The sequence below is a fragment of the Cronobacter sp. HA18003 genome, from assembly GCF_011605905.1.
GTDB classification, from domain to species: domain Bacteria; phylum Pseudomonadota; class Gammaproteobacteria; order Enterobacterales; family Enterobacteriaceae; genus Cronobacter; species Cronobacter sakazakii.
Window position 1 is genome coordinate 889908 of the sequence record NZ_JAANQO010000011.1, and the last position, 26347, is coordinate 916254.

The following is a 26347-nucleotide window of genomic DNA, read 5'->3' on the forward strand; positions in this document are numbered from 1 at the left end:
AATACGTACCTCCAGAGCGGCTTTCGTTTCAGATTCTGTAAGTTTAGCAAATCGTTATCGCTCTTTAACCGGGCGGCAAAGAGTTTAAGAAGAGACTGAACGCCGCGGAGCGTCCAGTTATCCGTACAGCGTGCTTAACGCCTCAGGGCGCGACGGTGGTTTCATAAAAGTTATGGCCAACCGTTTTGCCTTGCGCATCAAGAATTTCGTACTCGATGCGCAGCGCGCCAGGGGCTGTGGGAGTGAACGTCAACTGCGCCACCTGGCGACCAGAGTCAGGCGGGAGGGTCATCGGTTTGCTCTCTTGCTGCCCGGTGATGCCGGGCGTTTTTACGCGCCAGCGCAGTGTACACCCGTCGCAGGGCGAAAAACTATCGTTTATCGCCCATAATTTAACCACTCCGGGCGTGCCGGCACGCCAGTTAAGCGTCACCGGCTCGATGGACGGCAACAGCGGCTGATACGCGCGTTGCAGCGCGTAATAACCGGCTTTCGGCTGGCGCAGATAGTCCACAACGCCCCAGTTAATCGACGGCCAGGTTTCAACAAACATAAAGTGGAACAGGGCGGTCACCGGTTGATAGCGCTGGCGACGATAACTCTCCGCCGCCATACCCACTAAATCGGCCTGGTATTTCTGCGTGTTGTGGATAAATTCGTCCATATTTTTGCCGCGCGGAATTTTCGCAAATCCGAAGGTCTGGAACGGCTGGAAGTTATGGTATTTCCAGATTTCCCAGTCGGGATCGTCCGCTTTTGTCGAGGCGGGCCAGCGTTTGTCGGCAGGGATAATCGTTTTGAGCGTCGAGAGTTTCGGCAGCGCCTGGGCACCGAATTCCGTAATGATGCCGGTTTTCGCCGGTTGCAGCACATCCGTGGTGACCCCGAAATACCAGCCTTGCCAGTAATGTTCTTCCACCGCCGAGAAACGGTGCACGATGCGGCTGTCGTCTTTGGCGAGCGCGTCGGCGACACGTTCCGTCAGAACGCGGTTGAGATCCTTATGCCAGTCCGGGAAGCGCTTTTCCATCCACGGCGAGTTCCACGGCGGCTCATTATGACCGCCCCAGGCGATGATGGCCGGCGAATTGCCGAACTGCTCCGTCATCTCCAGACTCTGCCGCGCGGCGTTATCGGCAAATTCAGGCGTGTCCTTATAGCCCCACTGGAGCGGCACGTCCTGCCAGATCATCAGCCCCATTTCATCAGCCATGCGGTAGAGCGGGCGGCCCGCCACGTGGCCGTGGACGCGAATGGCGTTGGCGTTCATATCCAGCACCAGTTGCAGATCGCGCCGGTACTTTTTCTCATCCATCTCGCTAAGCCACGGCGAGCCGATATAGTTGCTGCCCTTAATGAAAATGCGTTTACCGTTGAGCACCCAGCCTTTGTTATCCGGCTGTTCGACAATCTGGCGCAGACCGGTGCGGCTTGCGATGCGCTCCATTTCGCCCTTATCGTCGCTGAAGACGGCGCTGACGCGGTAGAGGTGCGGAAAGCCATAGCCTTTCGGCCACCAGAGCTGGGCGTTTTCCATCGGCAGCGTGAATGAGAGGCGCTGCGGCGTGCTGCCGGTCGCCGCCAGCCGCACGTTCTGTTTCTGCGAAAACTGTTCGCCGGTAAAATTCGCCGGGCGGGCGCGCAGGGTCAGCTCCACCTCGCGCGCCTGCGCGGCGCGATAGACCAGTTCGACGCGAAGCTGCGGCTTATCAAGCCCGTGTTGAAAGTCGGGCCGCAGGATCAGGTTATCGACCGTCACGCCGCGGCTCAGATGCAGGCGCACCGGCGCCCAGATCCCGCCGGAGTTGGCGTCCTGACCGCGCGGCGACCACGCGCCGCCGGGGCGCGTATCGTGCTGATTAAGCACGCCTTTCACCATCGTTTTATGCAGTGGCCAGATAGTTTTGGGATCTTCAAACGGGCTGTCAACGCGCACCGCCAGTTTGTTGTGACGTTGTAACTTATCGGTGATGTCATACGCGAAACGCTGGAAATAGCCTTCGTGTCTGCCGAGCGGCTGTTGGTTCAGCCACGCGTCGGTGTAGTAATCCACACCGTCAAATACCAGCGTCGCCATCGTATCTTCGGGTAACGGCGGCAGGGTGAATTCATGGCGATACCAGAGCACGCCCTGATGATCCCAGCCTGCGGTATACCAGTTCGACGGCACCGGTAACGCGCGCCAGTCTCGCACCGGGCCTTGCTGGCCCATAAACGCGGCATCGTTGCCGTCGTGGGCGCGCCAGCTGCCCGCAAGCGACCAGCTGGCAGGCACCGGCACCGAGGGCGCTTCTCTGGCGGCCACCGCGCCGCTTGTGATGACCAGTAATGCACAGGCCAGACGTTTCATCATCCCTCCAGCAGTTGAATCAGGAATTCACGCACGCGACGCTGCTGCGTCCCGAGCGCCTGACGCCACGCCTCGCGCTGCGCCGGTGTCGCGCCAGGCTCCTGGCTTTCTATCTCCTGTAACCGCGCGGTCAGCCCGTCAAAGCCGAACGTCGCGGCCTCGCCGCGAAGCTTATGCGCCAGCCGGTGCGCCTGCTCGCCGTCGCCTGCGGCAAGCGCGGCATCAAGCAGCCCGGCCAGCTCGTCAAATCCTTCGGAAAAGAGCCCGAGCAACTCTTTTAACAGCGCCATATCGCCGTCGAACGCGGCCAGCAGCTGCGCGCTGTCCGGCAGGCCATCAGGCGGCGGCGGGGCGCTTTGCGGGGCAAAGCGTGAGAGTTCGTCGGCGAGCGCGACCAGCGCCACCGGTTTTGAGAGATAGCCGTCAAAGCCCATCGCGAGGCAGCGCTCTTTATCGCCCTGCATGGCGTGAGCCGTCATTACAATCGCTATCTGATGCCCACCGCGGAGCGCCTCTTCCTGGCGCAGCGCGCGGATCGCCGCTTCGCCGTCCATGACCGGCATCTGCAAATCCATCAGGAGAATATCAAAGCCGCCGCCGCGCCAGGCCTCCAGCGCCAGCAGGCCGTTATCCACCGTCACGCACTCATGGCCGAGTTTTTCCAGCAGGCGCACCGCCAGCAACTGGTTCACGGGGTTATCTTCCGCCAGCAAAATGCGCATTGGCGCGCTGTGCGCCAGTTCCGGCATCACGGGCACTACGGGCGCGGCCTGCTCAGTTCTGGCGGGTTCCGGGCGCAGCGCCTCGCCGAGCGCACGCGCCAGCTCCTGCTGATCGACCGGCTTATTGAGATACCAGGCGATGCCGGTACGGCGCAGCGTGGAGAGATCGAGATCGCGGCTCATTGAGCTGAGCATAATAATTTTGCTGCGCGACGCCTGCGGGAGCACGGAAATCTCCAGCGCCAGCGAAATGCCGTCCATTTCCGGCATCTGGGCATCAAGGACGATCACCGGGAAATCGCTGTCATTTTCAAGCAGCGCCAGCGCGCCCGTCGCCCCGGAAACGCAGACCGGGGTTAAGCCAAGCTGTTTCAGCATTGCCTGCATCAGACGGCGGTTTGTGGCGTTATCATCCACCACCAGCACCCGCTCGCCGTTGAAATGCGTTTGCGCAGGGATTTCCGGCGTCGCCTGCGCCGCGCTTTGCAGCGGCAGGGTGAAGCTAAATTCGCTGCCCTGATTCGCTTCACTGGCGACGGTCAGCAGCCCGCCCATCATCGCCACCAGGCGCGCGGAGATCGTAAGCCCGAGCCCCGTGCCGCCGTAGCGGCGGGTCGTGGAGGTATCTGCCTGGCTAAAGGCCTCAAAAATCACCTGCTGTTTTTCCGGCGGGATGCCGATGCCGCTGTCGCGCACCCGAAAGCGCCATTCGCCAGGCTGCGGGCCAGGCGCTACCGCCAGCAGGATTTCGCCCTGATGCGTGAATTTGAGCGCGTTGCTAAGCAGGTTGGTCAGCACCTGGCGCAGACGCACAACATCGACACGCAGCGTCTGCGGTACACGCTCATCCACCTCGACCAGCAGCTCTATCTGCTTTTCGCTCGCAAGCGGCATCAGCGGGCGCACCAGCGACTGTATAAACGGCCGCAGCGCCACATACTCTTCATGCAGGACGATTTTGCCCGCCTCGATTTTCGAGAAATCGAGAATGTCGTCGATGATATGCAGCAGCGACTGCGCGGAGCTCATCACCAGCGTCAGGTATTCCCGCTGTTCGCTGTTTAAATCCGTATCGAGACAGAGCTGCGTCATGCCGAGAATGCCGTTCATGGGCGTGCGGATCTCATGGCTCATGTTGGCAAGAAACGCGCTTTTGGCCTCATTCGCGGCGCGCGCGGCGTTGGCCGCCTCGCGTGAAATCAACTCCGCTTCTTTGCGCCGGGTGATGTCCTGAAGGGTGCCAATCAGGCGCTCAATCTCGCCGGTGACGGTGAGCGCGATGATCTGCCCCGAGAGCAGCATCCACAGCCACTGGCCGCTGCGATGCTGCACGCGGATCTCGCACTCAAACACCGGCATCTGGTGTTCGCTGGCGCACTGCATCGCGCTTTTCAGCAGATCCCGGTCGTCCGGGTGGATCAGCGAGAGCAGAAAATGGCTGGTATGTTGTAGCTGACCGCGCGGCTCGCCGAGCAGATTCAGAAAAGCGTCGTTGAGATGCAGCGCATCGGTCGTGACCTGCCAGTCCCAGATGCCAATATGAATTGATTCGGCGGCCAGCAAGAAATCGTCATGCAGCAACTGGCGCGTGTTCTGCACGTTATCCAGCGCGCTGATATCGGTGTGCAGGCTGATGATGCCGCCGTCGGCGGTACGCTGATGCTGAATAAAAAGCCGCCGCTGTTGTAACTGACGCACTTCGCAGTGGCCATCGTGACGACAATTTGCGATGAGTGAGGCAACAAGCGTGTCGCGGCTGCGGCTGTCGGTCTGATAGCCCGCATGGATAAAGGATTGCGCCAGCGCGCTTAACGCCGCCCCCTCAACCAGATGCGCTTCGATGCCGGGGTAAAAACGGCTCACCTGCGCGTTCCAGGCGACCAGCCGTTCGTCTTTATCGTAAACCAGCAGGGCGGCGGGCAGCGCGTCGAGCGCCGGAGACAGGGAGGCGTTGTTCATAATGCCGCCCCAGGCTGGTAATGCAGCTCCGCCTGACGGCGCATATATTCAAGCCCCGGCGCGATGGTCATCGCCCAGGCGGTCAGCACTTCTTCATCGCACGCCGGGTCGCGTTCCGCCACGGTATCAAGAATAGCCCGCCGCCAGTGGGCGAAGAAGTTCGGCGGCAGTCGCACGCCGTTGCTCTCCTGCTGGCGCGCCAGGCGCTCCAGAAAATCAGGCACCATCAGCACGCCATCCACCATCAGCATCGCGAAAAAGCTTTTATACACGAAGTTGCGTAACAGCCGCGGTTCGACCGCCGCAAAATGCTGTTCGGTTTCCGGCGTCATATGAATAAAGCGGTTAAAAAAGGCGTCAAAAAAGGGCTGTTTATCGTCGTCCGGAAACAACCGGCTGTAGCTTTCGTCGAACAGATCCCGATAGAGCATCATGGGCGAACCTCCGGGCGGCTTTCGCCAGGCAGGCACTGGCGCAGGGGGTTGAACACGTCACTCAGGCGGCGGCTGAAATAGCTGCCGGGGGCGGGGGCGTCGCTTGCCAGCAGCGGGCCGCCGTTCGCTTTATAGAACAGCGCTTCAAGGACAGTGGCGTTGGTGGAAAGCGTCAGCGAGCGGTTGTAGTCGCCGGTCGCCTCGACGCGCCCTTCGTACCAGCCGCGTTTTTCGTCATACATCAGGCGTGTCGCCTGCATCAGCGCATCGGTGTACGGGGTATCCCACAAGACCCACAGCGAAAAAACCGCTTTGGTGGAAACCTGGGCGAGGCGCGGGTACTCTTTGCCGTCATCGCCGAGGGTGTTCCAGGGGTAGCCATTCGCCCAGACGGTGTCCGAAGCGTGCCACGGCGCGGCGCTGGTACTGAAATCGGCGCGGGCGGTGAGAATATTCTCCTGCTGCCAGCGGCTCTCCTGGGAGAGATACACAAGCTTCGCGCGCTCGCGCAGGTTATCTATTTGCACGCGATCGACGCCCGGCACTTCCCAGCCAAATTCGAGCCCCGGCAGCGTATAGGGCAGCGTGGTGATAAGCGACGGCTGCCAGGTCGTGCGCGGATCGCGGGCGTCCACCGGCAGCGCGCGGTCATAGAGAATCACATTCTGCGACGGCGGCCCCCAGGCTTTTGTGGGCTGGAATCCCCACAGGCTGAAGCCCGCGGCGGCGTATTCGCTTTCGCCAAGCCGAATTTCATCGCGCGGTGTCAGCAGTCCGTTTTGCATCTGCGCGGCGTAAAGCGTGCCGTCTTTATCGATGACCGGGCAGAAATTCCAGCGCATCACCACGCGTTCCAGATATTCGCTGTACTGCGGGTGATACTGCGCCACCAGACGCAGCGCCAGCATCAGCCGCGCCATATCGCGCGCCGACCAGCCCATCACGCCCGGTTTGCCGGTGAAATCCACCATCGTGGGAGACCACGTGGAATAGAGGCGGTTTGGCGTCTGACGAGGGGTGAGCGGCAGGCGATTGAGCGTGCCGAGCAGACGTGTCAGGCGCTCATCGAAAATTTTTTCGTCTATCAGATTCAGCTCGCGCGCGGCCGTCAGCGCAATCAGCGAATCGCCTATCTGCCAGAGGGACACGACGGGGCGTTTGTCGCTGCCGTTTACGAGCCCCGTGGCGTCCTGGGTATTGTTTTCAAAATAGCGCCAGGCGATGGCGGCCCATTCGCGCTCCGGCGGCGTGAGCGTGCTGATGCGCGCGGTGGTGTGCCAGCCCCCGTGTGAGAACCAGCGCCAGCCCGCGCGATCGTCGCGAAGCAACAGCCAGGCGAGCGCCACGCCCAACACGGCAAGGATAAGCAGCAGGCGGCTTACTGTTTTAAGCATGTCGCGGTAACCGGTGGCAGTTTCACAGGTTCGTCCTCTTTACAGGTCGCGCACTGGCAGGCCTGACAGGTCGGTTTGCTGCGTATCGCGGTGCCGTTCTGCTGACACCAGTTCTGGATGCCAGGCGTCATATTGAGGAACGGGCGGTTGCGACGCGAGTTGTTCTCCTCAAACAGATCGACCAGTTTTTTCTCCCACATGGACGGAGCGTAATTTTTATTCTTGGGATCGTTGGTGTTAAAGCGCAGCAGCTTGCCCTGTTTCTTAAAGAGCAGCGCTTCCAGCATGATGCCGTTATTGTTACCGGTGAAGGCGTTAATGGGCCCGTCGCCGTTCTCATAGATACCTTCGTAATAGCCCTGTTTCGGATCGTTGGCATTTTCAATGGTGGTGAAGAGACGGTCGGTATAGGGCGAATCCCACAGCACCCACATGCCAAGCGCTGCCTTGAGCGACACCGCCGCCGCCTGCGGCACATACTGGCCCTTGTCGGTGATGGTGTTCCAGTTAAAGCCGTCGCTGAACACGGTGTCGTAAACGAAGTACGGGGATTTATCGAGCTGATGCTCAGAGCGTGCGGTCAGCACGCCGGTGATGGTGTAGCGGTTCTCCTGCGCCTGATAGACGCGGTCAGCGAAGTTTTTCATCCACGGATGCGAGTAGTTGTTCGGGCTGTCGTCGCGATCTTTCGCGGTATCCCAGCCCATCTCCAGCCCGTAGAGCAGGTACGATTCCGTCACCACATAGTTATGCTGGCTGGTACGGCGCGGGTCGCGGGAATCATAGGGCACCAGCACGCAGTAAATGTCCGCCAGCGCATACGGCTCCGGACGGCTCGCCTGGCAGGTGTTAAACCCCCACAGTTGATAGCCTGCCGCGCCATACTCTTCATACCCGAGACGGCCCTCCTGAACATATTTTGGCTGGTTGTTCTCAAGATACGCGCCATACATGGTACCGCACGGATCTATCACGTTAGTGAAATCCCAGCCCAGCACGATGTTATCGACGCTGTTGCTGTATTCCGGGTAGCGCTCTTTAACGTTCTGAAGCCATATCAGCATGCGGCCGATATCCAGCGCCGAAAAGCCGATTTCGCCCGGTTTGTTCAGGTAGTTTACTTTCTGCGCCGTAATGGTGTTGTAGGCTTTGTTGGGCACCTGGTTGCGGAAAAGATCGAGTTTATTCAGCGTGCCGAGCAGCTTTAGCATCCGGCGGTCAAATTCCGCTTTGTCGATGATCCCCAGTTCGCGGGCGGCCACCAGCGCGCCGATATAAGAGCCGGTATCCCACATGGTAGTGGACGGATACTGGTTAACGGCGTTAACCAGCCCGGTCGTCGGCTGGTAGTTGACCACGAAATATTGCCAGGCGTTTTTCGCCATTTTCATTTCGCGCTCGGTCAGTTCGCCATGACGCGCCGGATAGTCGTTCGCGGGCAGTTCGCCCCGGCCCTGTGCGGTGACAGTGCATCCCAGCAGCAAAAAGAGGCAGGCTATGCTGCGAATAAACAGGGGCAAAGATTTCAGACTCATGGCGTAACTCCCGCAGAAGCAGTGGCGGTGGAAGGCGTGTGCTGGCATCCCAGACAGAGCAGTTGCCCGCCTGCAATATAGGCAAGGCTCTCCAGCACCACCGCGTTGGTGTCAGCATCAATCACGTTATTCACGCTGTTATTCAAATTCAGACCACGTTGCCAGCCTTTACCCGGCACCAGTAGCGGCTGTACCTGCTGGCGCAGCGCTTCGCTCCAGCCGTTGCGAAAGAGCGCATACCAGGCGAAGGCGGAGCGGGTCGAGGTAATGGCGGTGCGCTCCGGCGCGGCTTTGTCATACGCCGTTTCGCCCGGCGCACGCTGAGGCTGGCGTTCAGGGATAGCGGTGGCGAAATCGGGCGCCTGTTCAGCATAATCCGTGCTGATGGGCGGCTTGCGCACCCGCAGGCTGTGACGGCGCTGCTGGATTTGCATGATGCGCCACGCGACTTCGCCACTCTGCGCGTCAAAGCCAAGCTCAAGCCCGGTTAACAGCCAGGGGAGGCTCACCAGCGACGGCTGTTTGCCCCACGGTGTGCGCAGGCCTTCATCCGGCACCATGATCCCGTCGATGTCGATCATGCTCTGACCCTCTGGCGGCTGCGTGACGGCAAGCCCGGCGGTGGTATTAATAAAACGCAGCGTATGGCTTGCGTAAGTGCGATAGCCAAAGCTGTCGCGCGGCTCGTCGGTTGGGATAACCCAGTGGCGTACCGCCAGCGCCGCGTTGGTGTTTTTCGCCTGCACAAACAGCGCGTCGAGATGCCATTGCGAGAGCAGCGCGTTTACGGCAGGGGCATGCTGCGGGTAGTGCCACAGCAAAACCTGAAGCGCCATCAGTAACCGTCCGACGCCAATCGCGCTGCTTTCCGGCTTGCCTAAAATCTCCTGTTTATCGCCGCGGTAATACGCGGCAGGCAGGCCGTCCGGCGTCAGCGGCAGTTCGCCCAGCGCGAACAGCGCCTGGCTGATGCGTTCGTCGAATTCGTCACGGGTGATCACGTCCAGCCGGTAGGCCGACACTGCCGCCAGCAGATAACTGCCGGTGCTCCAGAGGCTGAACCACGGCGCGCCGTCCTGAGCGTTCACCAGCCCGTCGGGGCGGCTGTTATTAACGAAATATTGCCAGGCCACGCGCGCCCAAATCGCTTCATCAAAGGTGAGCGGGCGGGCATCGGGCAGCGGCGGAAAATCGTCGCTTAGCGTAATGCCGCTGCTGCTCTCCACGCGCGTCGGCATCTGGCGCTCCACCCAGACCACCACCGCGAACCCGATCAGAAAGCCCACCAGAATGGTGATATAACTGCGCGCGCTAAGCAGCGCACTGGAGACTTTCATGCGCCGCTCTCCTCATCCGCAGGCTGCCACATGGCGGCCATGATCATGGGGAGCATGGCGGCGATATTCACCGCGCCCCAGAAGATGTTAATCACGTAGCCGGAAGGATCATCGACCGCGCCGCGCGCCACCTGAATCCCGCCCCAGATAAGCCCGATAAGCGTCAGCACCACAATGGCGATTTGCGGTTTCACCAGATAGAGAAACCGCCCGGTCTGGCGCTCTTTGGGCGTGACGTGAAACTTAATCTGTTCACCGCGCAGCACCGTATCGAGCGCTTTTAAGTTCATCGAGAAAAACGACAGGTACGAGGCGCGCCCGTCCCACGCGGAAATTCCCCAGGTACCGAACATAAACGCCAGCTCCGAGACAATGAAAAAGGGCAGAAAGTGCAGATAGAAGGGCGTCGACCACGCGGAGACGGGCGGGATGCCGGTAAAGAGATAAATCAGCGGCGAGACAAGAAACACCGTATTCCAGATGCAGGCCAGATAAGACCAGAACGTGGTGGCGTACATCAGCGTCTGCGGCAGCGAGAGCTTAAAACGGCGGCGGCTGAAGATATTGTCGTGAAAGAGAATATCCAGCGAACCCGCGGCATATTTGAAGCGCTGAATAATCCAGGTCAGCATATCCTGCGGCGAGAGCATTTTCGATTCAATACGCGGGTGCATCACCGAGCGCCAGCGGCGCGCACTATCGCCATGCAGCACAATGGAAGTGTAGATATCTTCTGAAACGTGGAATTTATAGGGCGTCAGCTCGGTGTCATAGAGCACATGCGGGCGCATCGCGTCCTGAAGCGCTTCGCGCATCGACGGGTCGCGGATATCGCGCGTGTGGCGGTCAATCTCTTCTTCCACCGTCCAGACATAGCTGCGCAGCGCCGCCTGCATAATCGCCTCGCGGCGATGCACCGACGCCGCGCCACAGCAAAAGGCCGCGTTGGCCCAGTTGCGACGGCGCAGGATCACGTCATAAAACATGCGCGGATCGTTAAAGAACGGGTCGCGCCCGATGGTCACCGGGCCGACGATTTTCTCCGACAGCCAGCCGAGCGCGTAACCCGGTTTGCCCGCTTTACGCGACAGCCAGCGCGGCAGCCGCTCGCCTTCCGGGAGATCGAAAAACCACTGCGGCGTCTGTACCCAGGCGACGTCCGGGTCGCGGAAATAGCCGAGCGTATGCTCAAGCAGCGTCGGGAAGACGCGGGTGTCGGCGTCGCAAATCACGATAAAATCGCCGTCGGTCTGCTCAAGGCCGTTGCGCAGGTTGCCCGCCTTAAAACCGATATTGGTTTCGCGGGTAATGTAATTGACGCCTTCTTCCTCGCAGACCGCCCGCATCGCGGGCCTGCGGCCATCGTCCAGCACGTGAATACGGTAATCGAGCGGGCCGGGGTAGCGCATTTTTAGCGCATCCTGAATGGAGAGCCGCACCAGCTCGACATCTTCAGAGTAGGTGGCGATAAAGAGATCGACGCGTACCGGGCGCGGCTCGGCCTGGTCTTCCGCGTTCAGGCAGTCGTTAATATCCAGCGGGGCGGGCTGCTGCGGCGGGTCGTCTTCCCGCCAGAGATTAATGGTGAACAGCACGGTGCCAATCCAGGCGCAGGTTTCGGCGATGACCAGCGGCAGCGCGTACCACAGCGCGTCCATATTGAGCGATTCCATCCAGCGCCAGCGAATATAATTCGCGCCCAGCACCAATGCCGCGACCGACATTATCTGCCAGAGAATTTTCACGACGCGGGGCGTTTCTAAGGGCTCCGGCGGTTTACGGTTTTCAAAACGCGAAAAATAAAAACCCATAGCGGCATCATCATCCAGACACAACAAAGACAGTGGCGTTGAATAATTATCAATGGTAACTATTCATCGTCAGCGAAATATCTCTGGTTCAGTTTTAGATTCGTTTTAAGTTTATGAAGTGATTGTAGATGCCCGCGCTGAACTTTCCAGAAAGATAAATTAATGTCGCGCTTTGCGCCGTTTCGCTTTTTCGTTTACCGCTGCGGGAAAATATATTTTCCGCGAAACGCTGACAGCCGCTTATTGCCGTATACACTTTCCTGATAATACTCAGAATATATTGCGCTGCCCGGAGCAGGCGGCCCCAGCCGATAAGAAACCGTGCCGATGAGCGATACTGCAAGCGTAGCTTCAACCCGCGATATACCGCCCGTGCGCGTCTCCTGGCGCTATGTGGCGGCCGACCGGCGCGATCTGCGTATCGACCTGATGCGCGGCATTGCGCTTGTGATGATGGTCGTCGCGCATACTGAGGTGATGTCGATATTTAATATATTGACGTGGGAGCGTTTCGGATTAACCACAGGCGCTGAAGGATTTGTGATCCTGGCCGGTTTTATGCTCGGCATGCTTAACCGCCAGCGGTTGCAAAAAGCGGTATTACTGACGGTAGGCTGGACACTCTGGCGGCGTGCCTGGAAGATCTATCTGGTTAATATCATTATTATCCTGAGCGTGCTGCTGTTATCGAAAATACCTTTTATTAATACGTTTGAAATAACCCACTTTGTGGACCGTTACTCGGGGAATAGCTGGTCGTTGTTTCCCACCACGCCGCAAATTAAAGAAACCTGGTTCAACATTATTTTGTTTTTACAGATTGGCCCGCACCAGACCCAAATTCTGGGGCTGTATGTCTTTTTACTGCTGTTAAGCCCGCTTTTTCTCGCCTTACTGCACTATCGTAAAGCCGCCTGGCTGATTGCCGGCTCGGTGGCCGTCTATGGCCTGTATCAGGTGACGTCGTTTCGCCTCACCGAGAGCGAATTTGAGTTCGCGTTTCCGCTGATGGCCTGGCAGCTCATTTATATCCTCGGGATGTGCTGCGGCTGGTATAAGGACGAACTGTTATCACTCGCGCGCACCGGCCCCGGCAAAGTGACCGTCGCGTTTATGATCATCTGTGCGCTGATACTGATGTTTATCGCCCAGAATCATACCAACCCCTTTATGCCGCCGGGCCTGCTGCTGCATATCATTCCGCCCGCCGATTTCAATGCGCTCTACCATACGTGGGCCGCCAAAAACGCACTCGGGCCGCTGCGGGTGCTGAACGATTTTTGTCTGATGGTGGCGGTTTATCTGCTGCTGACCTTTTGCTGGATACCCATTAACAGGCTGGTCGGCTGGTTTCTGATCCCGCTTGGCCAGCACTCGCTCTATACCTTTATTTTGCATGTGTATGTGGTGCTGCTGGCAAGCCAGGTCGTGCACTTTGATTTATGGCATCAGGCCTGGCTTGTGAATACGCTGGTTCATAGCGTGGCGCTGGGCATTCTCTGGCTGATGGCGAAGTATGACGTCGCCGGACGCTGGATCCCCAATTAAGGAACGACAAGGGTATGACGAGGATATATCACTGCGTTGGTCTGGCGACGCTCGCGCTGGCGTCCTGGCCATGTCTTGCTGACCAGCCGCCTGCGACGACGCAGAGCGGGGCGAGCGTAGATAACGAATCTGAGCCGATTCAGGCGGGCGTATTCACGAGCCGCTGGGGACGGCTGTTTTCGGGCAACGACAAAAAATTCTCCGGTGCGCTGAGCTTCAACAGCGGGCTGAAAGAGCAGTACGTCACGATCCCGAACAGTAGTGATACGGCGACGCAAACCAATAAAATTAACCAGACCGTCAACCTGAGCCTGCAATATTCGCCGTGGAGTTATCTCTTCGCCAACGTCACGCTGCGCGCACCGGTGCGTGATTTAACACGTTATTCCAGCGATTTCCGCTACAGCTTTGGTTATGACGACTGGCACGCCAATACCTTCAGCCTGGTGTACAGCAACTACGGCGATAACCATATCTGGCCATCGGGCAACAAACGTCACACCTATTTTGAACAGGGCGGCGTGACGGCAGCCTATAAATTCTCGCTGCCGAAACCGCTTGAGAAACATCTGCTGATCAATAAAGGCGATTCCATTATCTGCCAGGTGGGCTACACGTGGGTGCCGCGCTATTACGATCTCAACAGTAACGACATTCGCAGTAATAAAAATGTGGTGCTGGGCGGCTGCGGCTATACGCTCAAACAGCATTTCTTTGTGCGCGCCACGGCGTTCTGGTTCCCCGACAGCAGCCAGCAACAGCCGTGGAACGGCGATTACAGCTACAGCTTTGGCTACGCGGGCTATACGCCGGGCTCGTTCTCAATTCAGTACGCCAACTACAGCGGCACGCGGTATCCCGGTCATGCCAGCGGCAACGGCAAATTCCGCGAAGGCACCGTCAGCCTTATCTGGTATTTACCCCTTTAAGGAGCTTTGATGCCGGACAGACAGCGGGTTTTGATTGTTGATGACTCCACCGTTTACCGGCGGCTGCTCGGCAGCATGCTCGGCAAATGGGGCTACGAGGTGCTGGAAGCGGTCAACGGCGTCGCGGCGCTGGACGTGCTGGCCACCCAGCCGGTCAATATGGTGCTGAGCGACTGGGAGATGCCGGTGATGGATGGCCTGACGCTGTGTCAGGAGATCCGCGCGCGTTTTCAGGAACACTATATCTACCTGATTTTATTAACGGCGCGGGAGAGCGTGGACGACCTGGCGTTAGGGTTCGAGGCGGGCGCGGATGATTTTCTCAGCAAGCCGGTAAACCAGAGTGAACTGCGCGCCAGGCTGCACGCGGGCGAGCGCATTCTGGAGCTGGAAGCTACGCTCGCGGCGCGAAATGCGCGCCTTCGCGAGGCGCTCTCCCAAATCGAAAGCGATCTCCAGGCGGCGGCGCAGTTACAGCGCTCGGTGCTGCCGGCCCGGCGCATGCAATACGATAACTTTTTCGCCGACTGGCTGTTTGTGCCGTCAGCGTATGTCTCCGGCGACATCTTTAATATTTTCCCGCTCGACCGCCATCTCGGTTTTTACTGCGTGGATGTGGCGGGGCACGGCGTGGGCGCGGCGATGATGTCGCTGGCGGTGGCGCGCCAGTTTCTGCATGGGCGGGCGGTGGAGCGTTTTTTATTTGATGGCGACGGCGTCACCGCGCCGCATGAGGTGATCCGGATCCTGAACGAGCGCTTCTGCCACGACGACACCGAGATAGTCAGCTATTTCACAATGATTTACGGCGTGATCGACACAGAAACCGGGGAGGGCAAGCTGTGCCAGGCCGGACACCCGACACCATTTATTACGCATCCGGACGGCTCCATGACGCGCATCGGCAGCGGCGGCGCGCCGGTGGGCTTGCTGGCAAGCTTAAGCTGGGAAGATGCCACGTTTACACTTAAGCGCGGCGACCGGCTGTGCCTCTACAGCGACGGCATTACGGAGTGCGAAAACCCACAGCAGGAGCAGTTTGGCCATGAGCGGCTGGAACAGTGGTTACAACGTCACGTTTCCAGCCCGCTTGACGCGATTTTTCCGGCCCTGCACGACAAGCTTGTCGACTGGCGCGCCAGAACGCAGGGCGATCAGGTGGCGATGGCCGACGATGTCTCACTGTTAATTATTGAAAGAAGCCACGAGGGAGTGCGCGATGAATCTTGAGACTGAACATCTGGACGGCATAAGTGTGATAACGCCGGTGGCACGACGGCTTGATGCCTCGGTCGCCGCCGCGTTTCGCCAGGGCGTAAGCGAAGAGATAAACCGCACCACGGGCGGGCTGGTTATCGATTTCTCGCGCGTCGATTTTATCGACAGTAGCTGTCTCGGCACGCTGATTGCACTCTTTAAGCAGATGAACGGCAAAGGGGAGATGGCGCTCTGTTCGCTCAACAGTAACATCATGAATATGTTTAAGCTGACTCGCATGGACCGCGTATTTATCCTTTGCCCGGACCGCGCCGCCGCGCTGGCCCGGCTGCAAAAAGGGTGAGCCGGTGAGCGCCACGCTGACGCTTCCCGCGCGCCTTGATGCGCTTGGCCCGCTCGCCGACGCGCTGGCGCAGTTTATGGCGCCGCTGCCGGTGGATGACGGCTGGCGTTTCGAATTCGATCTGGCGGTGTGTGAGGCAGCAGCGAACGTAATTCGCCATGCGCTAAATGAGACACCGGAGCGCATGTTTAGCGTCGAATTTCAACACAACGAAACCTTCGCGCAGGCGATTTTCACCGATAACGGCAATGCTATCCCCGACGGCAAACTGGAGGCCGCGCGCGACTGCGCGCAGGACGATGAAACGGCGCTGATGAGCGAAGGCGGGCGAGGGCTGATGCTGATCGTTGCCTGTGTCGACGATGTGGATTACCGGGCGGGGCAGATAAACCGCCTGACACTCTGCAAGCGGTTTTAACGTGACATTGTCACGAATCGGTGGGGTTCATGAACCGTCATGGTAAAGATAAGCGTCTCCTGCTGTTCATTCGCGTAGCGGTGCGGGGCATCGGTGCGCGCCACGGCGGACGCCCCCGCGTTGACCTTCAACACTTCATCATTGACGTCAAGCGTCAGTACGCCTCGCTCCACATGTAATAGCTCAGACGTTCCCTGCGGATGGCCCGGCGAGGTAAAGACATCGCCCGGCTGCAACTCCCAGCGCCACAGCTCCACCATATTTGGCCCGCTGGTTCCGGCAAGCAGACGCGCCGTACCGCCATGGTCACCTGTCCACAAAACCGGAATTTGCGTGGCTTCTATCAACCGCGCGGCAGGCTGGCTCGCCACATCCAGCAGGTCGGCTACTGATAACCCCAACGCGGCGGCGACTTTGCAGAGGATAGCGATACTCGGGTTGGCCGCGGCTTTTTCAAGCTCAACCAGCATACCTTTGCTGACGCCCGCGCGCTGCGAGAGCGCATCCAGCGTTACTTTATGTTCCTTACGCCAGGCTTTCAGCTTTTGAGCCAGAGCAACGCTAAGCGAGTCAACATCAGCGCCTGGTTCAGTCATTATATTGACTTTATGGGTCACTGGTCATTACCATGAAATAAAATAGTCATTACAGGATTATCTGATGAAACCATTAACACCGTCAATTGCTCCGGAGATCGCCCGTCTCGCGCCGGGGTTCCGGGCTATCAGCATTAACGTTATTGCCGCGCCGCTGGCAGATGAAAGCGTGGGAAGAAGGGCGCTGGAAGCTGCCTGCCGCCACGTGCAGGAGAACGATTTCCCCTGGGCGCAGTCGCATCTTGCTGCATGGGACGCCGTTTTTCAGGCATTCGGCGCAAAGCCGAAACGCACGCCGTGTTCCGCCCAGGCGCTGCGTAAACGGGTCGCGCGTGACGGCGCAATGGCGTCGCTCGATCCGGTGGTCGATCTCTATAATGCCGTGAGCATCAAATACGCCGTGCCAATTGGCGGGGAAAACCGCGCGGCATACCAGGGCGAGCCGCGTCTGGTCATTGCCGACGGCAGCGAAGCATTCGACACCTTTAAAGACGGCGAGCCGGTGAATGAATCCCCGGAGCCTGGCGAACCGGTCTGGCGCGACGACGCGGGCGTGACGTGCCGCCGCTGGAACTGGCGTCAGGGCGTGCGCACGCGGCTGGATTCGCAGGCACAGGAGATGTGGTTTATTCTGGAGTGCTTACCGGCCATGCCGGAAGAAGCCGCTGACGCCGCCGCGCGTGAACTGGCCGAAGGCCTGGCCGCGATGATGCCGGGCGCGCAAATCACCACAGAAACGGTTCAGCCAGGCTGACCGTATACAGGAGAAAATGATGGCCGGACGACAGATAGTGCTGGAACCTTACAACCCGGCCTGGCCTGCGCAATTTGCTGAAGAAGAGAAAAGGGTGCGTGAAGTGCTCGGCGACGTTGCGCTGGCCGTTCATCATATTGGCAGTACGTCGGTGCCGGGGCTCGCGGCCAAACCGGTTATTGATATGCTGATTGAGGTCTCCGGCTTAAGCGCGCTTGATGGCTGTAACGCCGTGATGCAGGCGCTGGGCTACACGCCGCGCGGTGAGTACGGCATTCCCGGCAGGCGTTACTTTATTAAAGGCAACGCCGTACGTACGCATCATATTCACGCATTCGTGGCAGGCAGCCATCACGTGACGCGGCATCTGGCGTTTCGTGATTATCTGCGCCGCCATGATGACGTCATGCAGGAATATGCGCAGATAAAATTTGCGGCCGCGCGCGACAGCGGTTTTCAGTCAGACGTTTACAGCGAACTGAAAAACGAGTTTATCGCGCGGGTTGAACAGCAGGCGCTGGCGCGGAGGCAGCAATGAACAGCGACAGCCTGGAAGCGCGGGTTTATGCCCATGTGCGCAAGCATGACGGCTTTTATCTGTTCGGCAAACCTGAACTGACCGAACAGACCGATCTCGATTTTGACCTGCAGCTGGACGAGGACGAAGCGCTGGCGCTGATGGAGGATTTTTTTACGACATTTAGCGTGGCGCGGGGAAATTTCTCCATTACGACTTACTATCCGCCCGATCCACCGCTGAGCGTTATGCTCAATCCATTTCGTAAACGCGAGATCCCCATAGTGCCGTTCTTTACCATCGGTATGCTTATTGAATCTGCCCGGGCTGGCCGCTGGCTCTATGACTAACGGCGCGTTTGGCCAGTTTTTTCTGCAGTATGACCACCAGGACGGGAAATCCCACCGCGCTCAGCGCACTTATCACCAACAGGCAGTTCAGGTTTTGCGGGTGTATTACGTGCTCAGGAAGTAATAAAGAAGAGAGAAAGAACGCGAGCGTGGTTATCAGATACATTATTGCTGTCTGTAGTGACGAAAAACTGGCTCTTTGCTCATTTGCAGGGTACTGCATCGCCAGCGCCGAGGCGCAAACCAGTCGGCTATAGGACGCGCCAAGAAACAGAGTGATAAAGAGAAAAACATTATTAAACCCCATCGCAGGAATGAGCAAACTTACTACAAATAACAGCGTTGAAAGGATAGACAGGGCCAGCGCAGATATTTTAGATGTAAGAATCCCTGTTATTTTTGTAGACGCATAACCTGCAATGCCACCACTTAAAAATAATAACGGCAAGAGAGATTCCTGTGCGCCAATAAAATGAATCAGCAAAGGCGTTAAAATGGGGATAATAAGCATGGGGCTAAATTGCACCAGTGCCGTTGATGATGCAAAAAGTAAGGTTTGACTATCGCAGCTTAAGGGGCCGCTGCGTATCTGTATTCCCAGTGAATCAGGTCCTGCGTTGCTGGGTTCGGCTATCGCCGATTTCGCCTGCCAAAACCCTGATCTTGAAATCAGCTGCATCACTAATTTGTCAGGTTTCGAATCCCTGCGAGACGATCTCGATGTCGCAATCATTATTACCCGTGGACAACTGGATGACAGTGACTACATTGCCCGTCATCTGATGACCATTCCGTGTACCGTTGTCGCCGCGCCCGCGATCATTGAACGCTATGGCACGCCTTCCGATATAAGACAATTTGAAGCATTGCCTTGTATTACCACGGTAACTGCGCTGAAAGGCGCTCCCTGGCAGTTTGTGAACCGCAAAGGGGAGTTCGAGACGATAAAGGTTAAAGGGCATTATCGTGTCAACAGCGGAGAGATGGCGGGACGCGCGGCAGTCGCCGGCGTCGGTTTTGCCATTCTGTCAAAACAAGCCTGTCAGCCTTACATTAACGATGGACGGCTCATCGAGGTTGAGTTTGAACAAGCGGCAGCGCCGTTGCAGTTGTTCGCGGTGTATTCAAACCGGCGTTTCTTGCCCGCGAAAACAAGAGCGTTCATTGATTTCGTACATCAGCGATTGAGCGCGATGCCTTCAGCGACATAAGGCGGCAGCGCCAGCCAATAATTCAACGTAACAAATGAAGCCAGTAGCGCGGGTAAGCGAAGCGCACCCGCGGATCGAAACTACATGCCGGTTTTAGAGACGTTATGCGCGCCCGAGAAATCTTATCGACGTGAGGAATCCCCGGCCCGAACTCACTGAACATTGCTTTGATTCTCCTTTGGTGCGCATAATGTATATTATGTTAAATTGAATCTGGCATCAGAACCATGCTTACTCGCTATGGCCGCCTGATACCGCTATTGCCTGCCCTGCGTGTCTGCATTCGCTTAAGACCCAAACCTCTCTATCTCTCCCGGTGCGCTACGCGAAATCTGCAGGACTGAGCCTCACAACTTTTCTCAGATTTCACGTAGCGCACCGTTTTTATATTGTTTATCGCGGGTGCGCTCTGCTAACCCGCGCGACGGCGTTATCAGCAAACGCCGCCAGTTGTGCGTTAAACCGCGCGGCGTCTTCCATAAATGGCGCATGTCCGGCGTTCGCATAAATGTCGGAACGTATGTGCGGATTGATCGCGCTCGCTCTTTTCAACGAAGCAGCCGGATTTACCAGCGCGTCGTGCTGGCCGTAGATAAACAGCAACGGCACGCGCGTGGCGCTCAGCGCTTTTTCTGCGGGAACCGCTATGCGCGGCACGTTACGCTGCATGGTCCAAGACGCCATCGCCGCGTTAGCCAGCAGACGCTCAAACGTGTCGCGGTCAGGCTGCTGATAAAAACAGAGCCGCAAAAATTGGCGCTCGCCATCGAGGTGCGTTTGTAAATCCGCCGCCGTCATGTCGCGATAAATAGCCGGATGCGCGGGTATCAGCGCGGGCGTTAGCTCCACCACGCCGCCCACGTATAACGCGCCGCCGATCCGGCTGTCGCCATACTCGGCCAGATAAGTCGAAATCACCGCGCCGCCGAGCGACCAGCCGACTAATACCGGCCGCTTCGCCTGGCTCTTGTTGATAACCGCCGCCAGATCGTCTCCCCATCGCCTGCCCTCCCGATACGCCGCGTCGGTGTCAGGCTTCCCGGAAAGCCCGTGACCGCGCAAATCAAAGGTGATGAGCCGGAAACGTTGCAGCCGCGGGTCGGCGATTTGCCGGTTCCAGTTGAGATGGCTGCCCAGCAGCCCGTGAATGAAAATTATCGCCGGGCCGTTCGGGTTGCCGCTCTCCTGCACGGCAATTGGAACGCCATCCGGCGCGGTGACGGTAAAGCGCCGTTCAGCGGCAGTCGCGTTTGCCATCACCATGAACAGCAGGCTTATCACAATACGGCTAATCAATGCAGGCATTTTCACTTCCTCATTAATGGGTTCCTGGCTAGCCTGAACGTTGACACTAGTGTCAGAGTCAAGCGCCTGATGAGGAGAAACCATGCAACTGACCATTGGCGAACTGGCTAAAGCCACCGGCGTGAGCGCTCGATCCATCCGCCACTATCACAACAACGGCTTACTGGCGGCCGTTCGCGCGTGTAACGGCTACCGCTATTTTGATATGCAGGCCATTACCCAGGTGCGCCAGATCCAGCGCCTGATTGCGACTGGATTTAGCGTGGCCGAGATCCGCCGTTTCCCCGATTGCATGTTGCTCATTGAAGGCGCGACGTTCTGCCCGGAAACCCAGGCCATACAGTATCAGCGGCTGAAAGAAATCGAAGATCAGATAAGCGAACTTGAGCAGCGCAAAGCGCGTCTGCTGGAGACGCTGCGGCAGAATGGTCACAGCGATGGGGTAAGGTTATGTGAATAATTGCCTCCCGCGGGTGCGCTCCGCTTACCCGCGCTACGCGCTTATGCCACTATCCCTGGCTAAACACGCGGGTGCGCTCCGCTTACCCGCGCTACGCGCTTATACCACTATCCCTGGCTAAACACGCGGGTGCGCTTTGCTTACCCGCGCTACGCGTTTGGTATTTCTGTAGGGTGGGTAAGCGGAGCGCACCCACCGTTGGCTATCAAAAATGACATTAATTCTTCCCAGGGATAATTACCGCATGTTATTTCCCTGTGCCGAGAATATTATTTCCGGCCCGATGTAAAGCCCCGCTTTTACATTGAGTTGTTTCTGAACGTGAATATCTGCGCCAGAATGCGTCGGTGACAGATTAATATTCTTTTGCAATGTCAATAATTGTAAAGGATAAGAAAGCGCTGGAGATGAGACGCATTTTTAGTAAGAATTCGGGCACCTAACGTAAATTACCGCGTGCCAGTGAGTCGATATGGATTTCCCCGCCAAACATTTATTTGCCCTTTTGTTCTGTGCTTATCTGACGGGATGCGCCACCAAAGCCCCAAAACCTAAAGCGGTCGCCCCGCTTCCTGATGCTACCGCCAGCAGCCGCCAGCCTGACCTGATCCCCGTTATCGCCGCCCTTCACGACCAGATGAACACCTGGCAGGACACACCTTATCAATGGGGCGGCACAAAGCGCGATGGCATCGACTGCTCCGGTTTTGTCTGGCGCACGCTGCACGACCGGTTTAATCTGCCGATGGCGCGCGTCACCACGCGGGAATTAATTCACATGGGTAAAGGCGTTGATAAAAATAAACTGCGTCCGGGCGATCTGGTGTTCTTCCGTATTAAGGGCGCGCTGCATGTCGGTTTTTATGACTCGAATGGTGAATTTATTCACGCCTCCACCAGTAAAGGCGTCACCCGGTCTTCATTAAATAATCCTTACTGGCAGACCGTATATTTAGAAGCGCGTCGCCTGCCGGATAATATCAGCTCTGTTGTCACGCTCAATCATAATACGCCGCCCGATCTCGCCAGTAATCGCGGGTAAGCCTGAGGGCCACAGTGCTTCTGTGGTCTCGCAGGGGTTACACCGCTGGCGGGTTATCGTCACCGCCCTTGTCGCTCAGCTCACTGAGCACAATCTCTTTCGCGGGGGCGTCATCAAGCTTTCCTGCGTAATCGTCCGAGAGATCCGGCAGGCTGGTAAACTGCCCGTCGATAAACAGAAACGTCAGGTGTCCGGCGATATCATCAAGCACCGCCCCGGCATTGTTCAGCCCTTCGCCATGTTCATCATTGCCATCAAGACGCCAGGCGAAAGCGCCATTCTCTTGCGTGGCTTCGCCGAGATCGATAATCCGGCCATCGATGTTTTGCGCCAGCACGCGGCCTTCGCAGAGAAACAGAAAATAAGGCATCCCGTCGCGTTGGGTAGATTTCGGCATCGTGAACTCCTTGCTGATGAATGAAAGAAAAGTATAGCAGGCGCTTTCACGCCCTTTTGGAAAGGAAAAAGGCCGCGCGCGGCGGCCTGGTTTTATTGCGCTGCGCTCACGCGCCAGATGGCGTTACCGGCGTCGTCGGCAATCAGCAGCGCGCCGGATTTATCCTGCGTCACGCCAACCGGCAGCCCACGCACCTGCTTTTGATCGTCGGTCAGGAAACCCGTGACGACCGGTTGCGGCATCCCGGCCGGCTTGCCGTTTTCGAATTTCACCCATACCACCTGATACCCGTTAAGCGGCGAGCGGTTCCAGCTGCCGTGTTCGCTCACAAACGCCCCGCCGCGATACTGCGGCATGTTATCGCCGGTGTAGAAATGCAGGCCAAGCGGTGCCACGTGCGAGCCGAGCGCGTAGTCAGGCTTGATCGCTTTGGCGACCAGATCCGGGCGCTGCGGCTCGGCGCGTTTATCGACGTGATTGCCGAAATAGCTGTACGGCCAGCCGTAGAACCCCTTCTCCTGCACCGAGGTCATATAATCCGGCACCAGATCAGAGCCGATCTCATCGCGCTCGTTCACTATCGCCCACAGCTTGCCGCTCTCAGGCTCCCACTGGAGGCCGGTCGGGTTGCGCAGGCCGCTTGCGTAAATACGGCTGGCGCCGGTCGCGGCGTCTACTTCCAGCACCGCGGCGCGGCGATACTCCGCGCCGATGCCGTTTTCGGTGATATTACTGTTAGAACCCACGCCCACGTAGAGCTTGCTGCCATCCGGGCTTGCCAGCAGAGCTTTGGTCCAGTGGTGGTTGATCGGCCCGCCTGGCAGTTCAGTCACCTCTTCGCCCGGCGTGCGGATCGCCGTTTGCCCTTCCTGATACGGGAATTTCACCAGGCTGTCGGCGTTCGCCACCCACAGCGTATTGCCGGTGAGCTGAATGCCGAACGGCGCGTTAAGGTTTTCAATAAATTGATGTTTTTCCCATTTGCCGTTCACGTTACGCAAAAGCGTAATGCGGTTGCCGCCCGGGCCGCCCTTGCCCGACGCCTTTTGCACCACGCCCATGATGAGCTGTTTCGGGCGCGTCGTCGGTTTTGGCGTGCCGTTGGATTCCGCCACCAGAATATCGTTATTGGGCAGCACATAAACCTGGCGCGGATGCATCAGCCCGTCGGCGATTTTTTCAATCTTCAGCCCCTGCGCCACCTTCGGCTTTTCGCCCTCTTTCCAGGCCACGCCTTCCGGCACCTGCATCGGCGGCAGCAGGAAATTTTTCGCTTCCGGAAGTTCCGGGTTTGGCCCGACCTGTTTTTGCGGATCGAGTGTTGCGCTGTTATCACAGCCGCTAAGCAGAGCGCCCAGCGACACGGCCAGCGCGAGACGATGAATGTTGTTCATGCGGGCTTCTCCTTAAGCAGCGCGTTGGCGTAACGCGAGTTGAATATTCGCCAGCAGCATCAGCACCACGACCAGCGTTGAAAGAATGACGCCCGCAGGCACCACGGCGTAAGCATCTCGGCTGTGAATAAAGGCGTTGAAAATGGCCAGCACAATCGCCACCAGATTCAGCCAGAAGTGCAGCCGCTGCGCCGGGCCATGCAGATGGCGACGCCCGGGCCAGATCTGCCCAAGGCTAATCAGGCGCGGAATGATGGCGATAAGAAGGCCGATGGCGATAAGCCAGCTGGCGGCATCGGTCCACATCTGCACGTAGCTTTTCATGTAGAGGATGTCGAAAATCCAGGCGGCCGTAAAAAAGCCTAAAGGAATGGGATTAAGCAGTTCATAAAGCGCCACGGCGGCTGCCGGGGATCGTGCGGTCGTGTGCGGGTGCATGTCCGTCTCCTGAAGTCATCCAGAACCAGCGACGGCAGCGCCCAGGCGCCGCACGTCAGCGTGCCTGTAAAAGCGTAGTCAAGATGCGCGAGAATGACGGAATTATCGAAACCGCGTTTTAGCCAGGAGCCTCACAGGCGGCGTCAGACGGGCCGCCCGCTGTAAAAATCAGATGATAGTGTCGCCCCATTTCACCGCTTCGTGCGTCATATCGATGATATCCCGCTCGCTAAGATTGAGCTCCTGCGCCACTTCTACCACCTGTGGCCAGTCGGCACGCTCGAACGCTTCGCACAGACGGACCAGCGTACCCGGAACGCCCTCACGGTTGATCAGCGCTTTTTTGACTTCCTTCGAGACGTAGATCTGCTCAAGCAGCGCATCCATGGGGATATCCATAATCGCGTCGAGGCGCGAGAACAGCCCGGCGATAAACGCGTCGTCCTCGCTCACGCCGCCGATACGGTGCGCCGCCAGTTCGCAAAAGCGGCCGTACACCAGGCTGACGTTGTACAGTTCACTTACCGACGGATCGCTGATATGCGTGACCGCGAGGATAGTAATGAATCTTTTCAGCTCATAGAGCCCAAGAAACGCGAAAATGCTGCGAAATGGCAGCGATTCGGCGTTGGCGTGGTAGTTATGCTGATATTTGATGTTATTGACGTAGCGCATCAGCTTATAGGTGATCGCCACGTCGCGGCTAATCAGCTTTTCGATCTTCGCCATATCCGGGCGCGCCGCGTTCACCTCGCGGATAAGCTCAAGAATAAAGACTTTTTGTTCAGGCAGCTTTTTCGTCTTAATGAGTTCTGGCTTGCTGTAAAAATAGCCCTGAAAAAGATGAAAACCGAGTTTCTGGTACTGTTCCAGCTCTTCACGCCGCTCGACTTTTTCAGCCAGCAGTTTGCAGCGCAGGTTCGGGTGCGCTTTCAGGAACGCGTTGATTTGTTCAACGCTTGTGGACTGAATATCAAACTTAATGACGCTGATGTAAGGCAGAAAGCGGCTCCATTCGCTCTCCAGCGTAAAATCATCCAGCGCGAAGCAATACCCCTCCTCATACATCGCGCGCACGGTGGTAAACAGCGCGTTATCTGGCACGCTATTCTCAAGAATTTCAATCACGACATTCTGGCGCGGCAGCGACTGCGCCAGCCCGTTGACGATCATTTCATACGGGAAATTGATAAACGACGTATGTTTCCCGGACAAACGCTGTAACGGCGTGACCAGAAAATGATCGGCAAGCAGCTGGCTGGTCGCGAACTCGGCGGTCACGGGCGGAAAGGCGTTCGTGAGCCCGTCCCGGTAGAGTAGCTCGTAAGCCACCGTGTTCAGCGACGCATCAAAGATAGGCTGTCGCGCTATGAAGGAATACATTTCAACCTCCGGTTTCGTTTTTCGACGTCCATTACAGCGCTGCGCTGCTTGTTCGACCGGCACTAAAACATTCCTGGATACACTCTTCCGGCACTCCGCCGGCAGAACCGCAAGCCAGGCGTAAGCTCCCGAGGTATTACGCTTACGCCTGTCACGCCCCTTAAGGCGAGGCTTTATAAGATGCTTATCGGCGTGCGGCAGGCTTTCTTGAGCATATATCCGGGAGCGCATTTTCTGTTCGCTCAGCCGGTAAACAGAGTGCGAGCAGCGTCAGTAGCACGAAAATACCGAGCGCAGGCACGGCGCTTAAGGTATCCATCAGCCAGCCGAAGAATGCGCCGACCAGCGTCGTCGACATTGAAACATCCCGGATAACTTCGGGTACCTGTAGTCCCCATGAGAAACGCGCCAGCCCACAGGCGGCGGCAATAAGCGAGAACCCGCTCAGGGCGAGGAATTGATGTCCGGACAGCAAGGCAACCTCAGCGAAGTAAATGACCCC

The 26347-nt window shown here is 57.8% G+C and carries 24 protein-coding genes and 2 pseudogenes; 11 read left to right on the plus strand and 15 right to left on the minus strand.

Translation table 11 applies throughout. The annotated features are described in order from the left end of the window. Window positions 1-142: 142 nt before the first annotated feature. The 7 genes from G6041_RS05280 to G6041_RS05310 are packed head-to-tail and all read right to left on the minus strand — an operon-like array spanning window position 143 to window position 11542. Window positions 143-2350, minus strand: coding sequence for a glycoside hydrolase family 2 protein (locus tag G6041_RS05280; RefSeq protein ID WP_041460504.1), 2208 nt, complete (start codon window positions 2348-2350; stop codon window positions 143-145). Then, on the minus strand, window positions 2350-5031 hold the full coding sequence (locus tag G6041_RS05285; RefSeq protein WP_054628725.1) for a hybrid sensor histidine kinase/response regulator: 2682 nt from the start codon (window positions 5029-5031) through the stop codon (window positions 2350-2352). Before G6041_RS05285 ends, G6041_RS05280 begins: the two co-directional genes overlap by 1 nt. Then, window positions 5028-5465 carry a globin gene (locus G6041_RS05290; RefSeq protein ID WP_004386465.1) on the minus strand — a complete coding sequence of 146 codons (438 nt, stop codon included), beginning with the start codon at window positions 5463-5465 and terminating at the stop codon, window positions 5028-5030. Before G6041_RS05290 ends, G6041_RS05285 begins: the two co-directional genes overlap by 4 nt. Then, a complete protein-coding gene (locus tag G6041_RS05295; protein ID WP_166498054.1) occupies window positions 5462-6859 on the minus strand; it encodes a DUF3131 domain-containing protein in 1398 nt (465 codons plus the stop codon). Before G6041_RS05295 ends, G6041_RS05290 begins: the two co-directional genes overlap by 4 nt. Further along, complete coding sequence (locus G6041_RS05300; RefSeq protein ID WP_012124774.1) at window positions 6844-8394, minus strand: DUF3131 domain-containing protein; 1551 nt, start codon at window positions 8392-8394, stop codon at window positions 6844-6846. Before G6041_RS05300 ends, G6041_RS05295 begins: the two co-directional genes overlap by 16 nt. Continuing rightward, window positions 8391-9731: a DUF3131 domain-containing protein gene (locus tag G6041_RS05305; RefSeq protein WP_012124775.1), complete on the minus strand. Its 1341-nt coding sequence runs from the start codon at window positions 9729-9731 to the stop codon at window positions 8391-8393. The genes G6041_RS05300 and G6041_RS05305 overlap by 4 nt, the downstream gene beginning before the upstream one ends. Beyond that, the gene (locus tag G6041_RS05310; protein ID WP_004388149.1) at window positions 9728-11542 is read right to left on the minus strand and encodes a glycosyltransferase family 2 protein; all 1815 of its coding nucleotides are present in this window, start codon (window positions 11540-11542) and stop codon (window positions 9728-9730) included. The genes G6041_RS05305 and G6041_RS05310 overlap by 4 nt, the downstream gene beginning before the upstream one ends. 327 nt (window positions 11543-11869) lie before the next feature. Between G6041_RS05310 and opgC the strand changes: the two genes are divergently transcribed. From opgC to G6041_RS05335, 5 genes are read left to right on the plus strand one after another with little or no spacing between them, the layout of a single operon-like run. Then, complete coding sequence (gene opgC, locus G6041_RS05315; protein ID WP_054628727.1) at window positions 11870-13090, plus strand: OpgC domain-containing protein; 1221 nt, start codon at window positions 11870-11872, stop codon at window positions 13088-13090. Window positions 13091-13104: 14 nt separating this feature from the next. Beyond that, window positions 13105-14019 carry a hypothetical protein gene (locus G6041_RS05320; RefSeq protein WP_012124778.1) on the plus strand — a complete coding sequence of 305 codons (915 nt, stop codon included), beginning with the start codon at window positions 13105-13107 and terminating at the stop codon, window positions 14017-14019. Window positions 14020-14028: 9 nt separating this feature from the next. Beyond that, a complete protein-coding gene (locus G6041_RS05325) occupies window positions 14029-15249 on the plus strand; it encodes a PP2C family protein-serine/threonine phosphatase (protein WP_012124779.1) in 1221 nt (406 codons plus the stop codon). Then, window positions 15239-15580, plus strand: a complete 342-nt coding sequence (locus tag G6041_RS05330; RefSeq protein ID WP_012124780.1) for an STAS domain-containing protein — start codon at window positions 15239-15241, stop codon at window positions 15578-15580. Before G6041_RS05325 ends, G6041_RS05330 begins: the two co-directional genes overlap by 11 nt. Before the next feature lie 4 nt (window positions 15581-15584). After that, window positions 15585-15998, plus strand: coding sequence for an ATP-binding protein (locus tag G6041_RS05335; RefSeq protein ID WP_012124781.1), 414 nt, complete (start codon window positions 15585-15587; stop codon window positions 15996-15998). Here the strand turns inward: G6041_RS05335 and G6041_RS05340 are convergent. Next, window positions 15995-16615: a helix-turn-helix domain-containing protein gene (locus tag G6041_RS05340; RefSeq protein WP_041460505.1), complete on the minus strand. Its 621-nt coding sequence runs from the start codon at window positions 16613-16615 to the stop codon at window positions 15995-15997. The genes G6041_RS05335 and G6041_RS05340 overlap by 4 nt on opposite strands. A 43-nt stretch (window positions 16616-16658) precedes the next feature. Here G6041_RS05340 and G6041_RS05345 point away from each other — a divergent pair, with 43 nt between their 5' ends. The 3 genes from G6041_RS05345 to G6041_RS05355 are packed head-to-tail and all read left to right on the plus strand — an operon-like array spanning window position 16659 to window position 18215. Further along, on the plus strand, window positions 16659-17348 hold the full coding sequence (locus G6041_RS05345; RefSeq protein WP_007900239.1) for a B3/B4 domain-containing protein: 690 nt from the start codon (window positions 16659-16661) through the stop codon (window positions 17346-17348). 19 nt (window positions 17349-17367) lie between these two features. Next, window positions 17368-17886: a GrpB family protein gene (locus G6041_RS05350; protein ID WP_041460506.1), complete on the plus strand. Its 519-nt coding sequence runs from the start codon at window positions 17368-17370 to the stop codon at window positions 17884-17886. After that, window positions 17883-18215 carry a DUF1493 family protein gene (locus G6041_RS05355; RefSeq protein ID WP_007848630.1) on the plus strand — a complete coding sequence of 111 codons (333 nt, stop codon included), beginning with the start codon at window positions 17883-17885 and terminating at the stop codon, window positions 18213-18215. Before G6041_RS05350 ends, G6041_RS05355 begins: the two co-directional genes overlap by 4 nt. Here the strand turns inward: G6041_RS05355 and G6041_RS05360 are convergent. Continuing rightward, window positions 18175-18789: pseudogene (locus G6041_RS05360) on the minus strand (MFS transporter); the annotation flags it as partial. The gene G6041_RS05355 and the pseudogene G6041_RS05360 overlap by 41 nt on opposite strands. Between G6041_RS05360 and G6041_RS05365 the strand changes: the two are divergent. Then, window positions 18782-19426 (plus strand): annotated as a pseudogene (locus G6041_RS05365) (substrate binding domain-containing protein); the annotation flags it as partial. The pseudogenes G6041_RS05360 and G6041_RS05365 overlap by 8 nt on opposite strands. A gap of 393 nt (window positions 19427-19819) precedes the next feature. On the opposite strand, the gene G6041_RS05370 reads toward G6041_RS05365, so the two are convergent. After that, window positions 19820-20731 carry an alpha/beta fold hydrolase gene (locus tag G6041_RS05370; protein ID WP_166491633.1) on the minus strand — a complete coding sequence of 304 codons (912 nt, stop codon included), beginning with the start codon at window positions 20729-20731 and terminating at the stop codon, window positions 19820-19822. 82 nt (window positions 20732-20813) lie between these two features. Here G6041_RS05370 and G6041_RS05375 point away from each other — a divergent pair, with 82 nt between their 5' ends. Continuing rightward, window positions 20814-21191: a MerR family transcriptional regulator gene (locus G6041_RS05375; protein ID WP_012124787.1), complete on the plus strand. Its 378-nt coding sequence runs from the start codon at window positions 20814-20816 to the stop codon at window positions 21189-21191. A gap of 472 nt (window positions 21192-21663) precedes the next feature. Further along, complete coding sequence (locus G6041_RS05380; protein WP_012124789.1) at window positions 21664-22233, plus strand: C40 family peptidase; 570 nt, start codon at window positions 21664-21666, stop codon at window positions 22231-22233. A 37-nt stretch (window positions 22234-22270) separates the two neighbouring features. Here G6041_RS05380 and G6041_RS05385 read toward each other — a convergent pair whose 3' ends face one another. From G6041_RS05385 to G6041_RS21380, 5 genes are all read right to left on the minus strand, one after another. Continuing rightward, entirely contained in the window at window positions 22271-22630 is a 360-nt protein-coding gene (locus G6041_RS05385) for a hypothetical protein (RefSeq protein WP_012124791.1), read from the minus strand. A 92-nt stretch (window positions 22631-22722) separates the two neighbouring features. Continuing rightward, a complete protein-coding gene (locus tag G6041_RS05390) occupies window positions 22723-24024 on the minus strand; it encodes a PQQ-dependent sugar dehydrogenase (protein WP_012124792.1) in 1302 nt (433 codons plus the stop codon). Window positions 24025-24036: 12 nt separating this feature from the next. Then, complete coding sequence (locus tag G6041_RS05395) at window positions 24037-24462, minus strand: DUF2231 domain-containing protein (protein ID WP_012124793.1); 426 nt, start codon at window positions 24460-24462, stop codon at window positions 24037-24039. Window positions 24463-24630: 168 nt separating this feature from the next. Further along, window positions 24631-25845 (minus strand): EAL and HDOD domain-containing protein, encoded by a 1215-nt coding sequence (locus G6041_RS05400; protein ID WP_007867754.1) that lies wholly within the window; start codon window positions 25843-25845, stop codon window positions 24631-24633. Window positions 25846-26029: 184 nt separating this feature from the next. Next, entirely contained in the window at window positions 26030-26203 is a 174-nt protein-coding gene (locus G6041_RS21380) for a hypothetical protein (RefSeq protein ID WP_227003062.1), read from the minus strand. Window positions 26204-26347: the final 144 nt, after the last annotated feature.

What these genes read in the sequence shown, in the direction of transcription:
- G6041_RS05280 (WP_041460504.1), bottom strand. Translation starts at nt 2,350, where the DNA reads ATGAAACGTCTGGCCTGTGCATTACTGGTCATCACAAGCGGCGCGGTG.
- G6041_RS05285 (WP_054628725.1), bottom strand. Translation starts at nt 5,031, where the DNA reads ATGAACAACGCCTCCCTGTCTCCGGCGCTCGACGCGCTGCCCGCCGCC.
- G6041_RS05290 (WP_004386465.1), bottom strand. Translation starts at nt 5,465, where the DNA reads ATGATGCTCTATCGGGATCTGTTCGACGAAAGCTACAGCCGGTTGTTT.
- G6041_RS05295 (WP_166498054.1), bottom strand. Translation starts at nt 6,859, where the DNA reads ATGCTTAAAACAGTAAGCCGCCTGCTGCTTATCCTTGCCGTGTTGGGC.
- G6041_RS05300 (WP_012124774.1), bottom strand. Translation starts at nt 8,394, where the DNA reads ATGAGTCTGAAATCTTTGCCCCTGTTTATTCGCAGCATAGCCTGCCTC.
- G6041_RS05305 (WP_012124775.1), bottom strand. Translation starts at nt 9,731, where the DNA reads ATGAAAGTCTCCAGTGCGCTGCTTAGCGCGCGCAGTTATATCACCATT.
- G6041_RS05310 (WP_004388149.1), bottom strand. Translation starts at nt 11,542, where the DNA reads ATGGGTTTTTATTTTTCGCGTTTTGAAAACCGTAAACCGCCGGAGCCC.
- opgC (WP_054628727.1), top strand. Translation starts at nt 11,870, where the DNA reads ATGAGCGATACTGCAAGCGTAGCTTCAACCCGCGATATACCGCCCGTG.
- G6041_RS05320 (WP_012124778.1), top strand. Translation starts at nt 13,105, where the DNA reads ATGACGAGGATATATCACTGCGTTGGTCTGGCGACGCTCGCGCTGGCG.
- G6041_RS05325 (WP_012124779.1), top strand. Translation starts at nt 14,029, where the DNA reads ATGCCGGACAGACAGCGGGTTTTGATTGTTGATGACTCCACCGTTTAC.
- G6041_RS05330 (WP_012124780.1), top strand. Translation starts at nt 15,239, where the DNA reads ATGAATCTTGAGACTGAACATCTGGACGGCATAAGTGTGATAACGCCG.
- G6041_RS05345 (WP_007900239.1), top strand. Translation starts at nt 16,659, where the DNA reads ATGAAACCATTAACACCGTCAATTGCTCCGGAGATCGCCCGTCTCGCG.
- G6041_RS05350 (WP_041460506.1), top strand. Translation starts at nt 17,368, where the DNA reads ATGGCCGGACGACAGATAGTGCTGGAACCTTACAACCCGGCCTGGCCT.
- G6041_RS05355 (WP_007848630.1), top strand. Translation starts at nt 17,883, where the DNA reads ATGAACAGCGACAGCCTGGAAGCGCGGGTTTATGCCCATGTGCGCAAG.
- G6041_RS05370 (WP_166491633.1), bottom strand. Translation starts at nt 20,731, where the DNA reads ATGCCTGCATTGATTAGCCGTATTGTGATAAGCCTGCTGTTCATGGTG.
- G6041_RS05375 (WP_012124787.1), top strand. Translation starts at nt 20,814, where the DNA reads ATGCAACTGACCATTGGCGAACTGGCTAAAGCCACCGGCGTGAGCGCT.
- G6041_RS05380 (WP_012124789.1), top strand. Translation starts at nt 21,664, where the DNA reads ATGGATTTCCCCGCCAAACATTTATTTGCCCTTTTGTTCTGTGCTTAT.
- G6041_RS05385 (WP_012124791.1), bottom strand. Translation starts at nt 22,630, where the DNA reads ATGCCGAAATCTACCCAACGCGACGGGATGCCTTATTTTCTGTTTCTC.
- G6041_RS05390 (WP_012124792.1), bottom strand. Translation starts at nt 24,024, where the DNA reads ATGAACAACATTCATCGTCTCGCGCTGGCCGTGTCGCTGGGCGCTCTG.
- G6041_RS05395 (WP_012124793.1), bottom strand. Translation starts at nt 24,462, where the DNA reads ATGCACCCGCACACGACCGCACGATCCCCGGCAGCCGCCGTGGCGCTT.
- G6041_RS05400 (WP_007867754.1), bottom strand. Translation starts at nt 25,845, where the DNA reads ATGTATTCCTTCATAGCGCGACAGCCTATCTTTGATGCGTCGCTGAAC.
- G6041_RS21380 (WP_227003062.1), bottom strand. Translation starts at nt 26,203, where the DNA reads ATGTCGACGACGCTGGTCGGCGCATTCTTCGGCTGGCTGATGGATACC.